We start from the raw sequence: 3,267 nt of genomic DNA, 5'->3' as shown, positions 1-3,267 counted from the left end.
GGCGCTTGAGAATGGTTCGATTGGCTGCGATATGCCTACCCATCTGGATGAATGCCAGGTGATCACAATTTGTGATCACCTCGGATTCTCCTCAGCGTTGCGGAGTCAATCGGGCTCCAACGCCGGATTGAGCCGTATAATCCCGTCGGTCTGAGATGGCGGCAGTACTTAACGTGCTTGTCGTTGCCTGACAGTCTGCTATCGCCCACACAATGCTTCAACGCAGCTTCTTCGCCTGATCCGCCTGACAGAGTCGCTGATAGAAGATGCGAATCACCAGATTCTTCCGGGTCGCCACGAGCCCAGCCATATAAAGTGTTGCCTGCACGTGAGTCCGCCCACCCCAGATCGTCCATTGGTCTTTTGAGGGTCTCGTTGTCCCGGGGAAACGGTGGGACGTCCGCAAAGGCCGTCACTTTCTTGCGGGTCAATGTACCCAGCTTGGGAAGATTGGCCAAGACATCGTCGTGAGCATGGGCCCAACCTCCGGCACACTCCACAACACATCTCTTTCTCCCACCACGTCGCCTCGGACTCTGCCACAGCGTGATAATCGGAGCGGTCGTGATGCTATCTAAAGCTATGCGCCGTAGCCGCGAAACCACTGCCAGCTGGCATAGCCTGCAGACGCACGACGGTTCAGACGGAACTCAGTGTTGGTATCGCAATGATGCCTAATCGCGTCAGCTCTGACGTGCGAAGGAATTGGAGCGGGAAAAGGGATTTGAACCCTCGACCCTCGCCTTGGCAAGGCGATGCTCTACCACTGAGCTATTCCCGCTCGCGAGGTTGAGGCGCGAAGTGTACTGACCTCTTAGGATACTGTCAAGCCAAGACTCTGGTGTTGTTCAAACAAGAAATGAGTTACCAAACCTTAAATTGTTACACATACGTAACGCATGCCCAAGATAGAAAAAGTGTGTAAATAAACCATTGATATTTAGTGTTTATTAAATATAAGCATTGCCATATGTAGGTTCACATATAAAACTTGCTACTGTATCTACTCATAAGTTGCAAACGACTGGACCAAGCACCCAACACGAAATGCTCTTATGCACATTTTATTTCATGTACTTAGGAGAAATGGCAGGAAAAGTTTTGATCGTCAAGCCTGGCTTGAATATTGCGGAGAGTTCTTCACCGAATCTATGTGTGAGGAATTGATGTATGCCGCATAGTTTTTTCACAGCTAGGTTGGTGTTGAGCCAGAGCAGTATTCTCTCTCCTCTCATGATTACGACTAGTGGAAAGCAGGGTAATGCTGGTACACATCCGGCCAATATGAAACCGGCACAGGGGAACCGGGCTCGGTCAAGTTCATAACCGTTGAGGAGGTGTCCACATGTTTTTGTCACGTCGGCAATTTTTGAAAACCTCAGCCGGGACGATCGCCGCCGCCGCCGTGGCGGACCAGGTGCTGGCGTTGACGGCGCTCCAGCCGGTGATCGAAGTCGGCAATCCGTTGGGGGACTATCCGGACCGCTCGTGGGAGCGGGTCTATCATGACCAATACCGGTACGATTCGTCCTTCACGTGGGTGTGCTCCCCCAACGACACGCATGCCTGCCGGATCCGGGCCTTTGTGCGCAACGGCGTGGTCATGCGGGTGGAACAGAACTACGACCACCAAACCTATGAAGACTTGTACGGGAACCGGGGCACGTTTGCGCACAATCCCCGGATGTGCTTGAAAGGCTTCACGTTCCATCGGCGGGTCTATGGCCCGTATCGGTTGAAGGGGCCGTTGATGCGGAAGGGGTGGAAACAGTGGATGGACGACGGCTCGCCGGAGCTGACGCCGGAGACCAAGCGCAAGTACAAGTTCGACAGCCGCTTCTTGGACGATATGGTGCGCGTGTCGTGGGATACGGCGTTTACCTATGCGGCCAAGGCGATGATCGTCATTGCGACGCGGTACAGTGGCGAGGCGGGGGCCCGGCGGCTGCGCGAGCAGGGGTACGCCCCGGAAATGATCGAGATGATGAAGGGCGCGGGCGTGCGCTGTTTCAAGCACCGCGCCGGCATGCCCATTCTCGGCTTCCTGGGCAAGCACTCCAATACGCGGTTCAACAACAGCGTCCTGCCGATCCTGGACAGTTGGATCCGCAAGGTCAATCCGGACCAGGCGCAAGGAGGGCGCTACTGGAACAATTACACCTGGCACGGCGACCAGGATCCCTCCCAGCCCTGGTGGAACGGCACGCAGAACTGCGATACCGATTTGAGCGATATGCGGTTTTCCAAGCTGAATACGAGCTGGGGCAAGAACTTCGTGGAAAATAAGATGCCGGAAGCGCACTGGAAGCTCGAGTCGATCGAGCGCGGGGCCCGTCTCGTGGTCATCACGCCGGAGTACAATCCCACGGCGTCCCGCGCCGACTACTGGATTCCCCTGCGGCCGCAATCGGATGCGTCCATTTTCCTCGGGGCCTGCAAGATCATTCTCGATGAGAACATGCAGGATATCGACTATCTCAAGCAGTTTACGGATATGCCCCTGCTCGTGCGCACCGATACCCTCCAGTATTTGGACCCGCGGGATGTGGTCCCGAACTACAAGTTCCCGGACTTCTCGCACAGCTACTCGGGCCGGATCCAATCGTTGAAGCCGGAGTACATCGAGCGGCTCGGGGGCTTCATGGTGTGGGACCTGGCCAAGAAACAGGCGGTGCCGCTCCATCGGGAGCAGGTCGGCTGGCATTTCGAGAAGAGCGGGATTGATCCGGCCTTGACGGGCTCGTATCGGGTCAAGTTGCTGAACGGCCGCGAAATCGACGCGCTGCCGATTTACCAGATGTATCAGATCCACCTCCAAGACTACGATCTGGATACGGTGCATCAGATCACCCGCTCGCCCAAGGATCTCCTGGTTCGCTGGGCGCGCGACTCCGGCACGATCAAGCCCGCCGCGATCCACAACGGCGAAGGCGTCTGCCACTATTTCCATATGACGGAAATGGGCCGCGCCGCGGCCCTCGTCCTGACCTTGACCGGCAATATCGGCAAATTCGGCACCGGCTGCCATACCTGGTCCGGCAATTACAAAGTGGGCATTTGGAACGCCACGCCCTGGTCGGGCGTCGGGTCCGGCGTGCATCTCTCGGAAGATCCCTGGCGGCTCAGTCTGGATCCCAATGTCCATGGAAAGGAAATCAAATACCGGAACTACTATTATGGCGAAGAGCCGGGGTTCTGGAACCACGGCGACACCGCCTTGATCGTCAATACGCCGAAGTATGGGCGCAAGGTGTTTACCGGCAAGAC

The 3,267-nt window shown here is 56.3% G+C and carries 1 protein-coding gene, 1 tRNA gene and 1 pseudogene; 1 reads left to right on the top strand and 2 read right to left on the bottom strand.

From position 1 onward, the window contains the following. Positions 1-223 precede the first annotated feature (223 nt). Together ACOSYY_RS20425 and ACOSYY_RS12535 are read right to left on the bottom strand one after the other, a co-directional pair. Positions 224-514 (bottom strand): annotated as a pseudogene (locus ACOSYY_RS20425) (transposase); the annotation flags it as partial. A gap of 192 nt (positions 515-706) precedes the next feature. Then, a tRNA-Gly gene (locus ACOSYY_RS12535) sits at positions 707-781 on the bottom strand. Positions 782-1,345: 564 nt separating this feature from the next. Here ACOSYY_RS12535 and ACOSYY_RS12530 point away from each other — a divergent pair. Then, a partial coding sequence (locus ACOSYY_RS12530) for a molybdopterin-dependent oxidoreductase (RefSeq protein WP_421662790.1) occupies positions 1,346-3,267 on the top strand: 1,922 nt, incomplete at its 3' end.

Source organism: Nitrospira sp. BLG_2 (assembly GCF_049222245.1).
The sequence above is the reverse complement of the archived record's forward strand: the minus strand, read 5'-3'. Positions and strand labels throughout refer to the sequence as shown.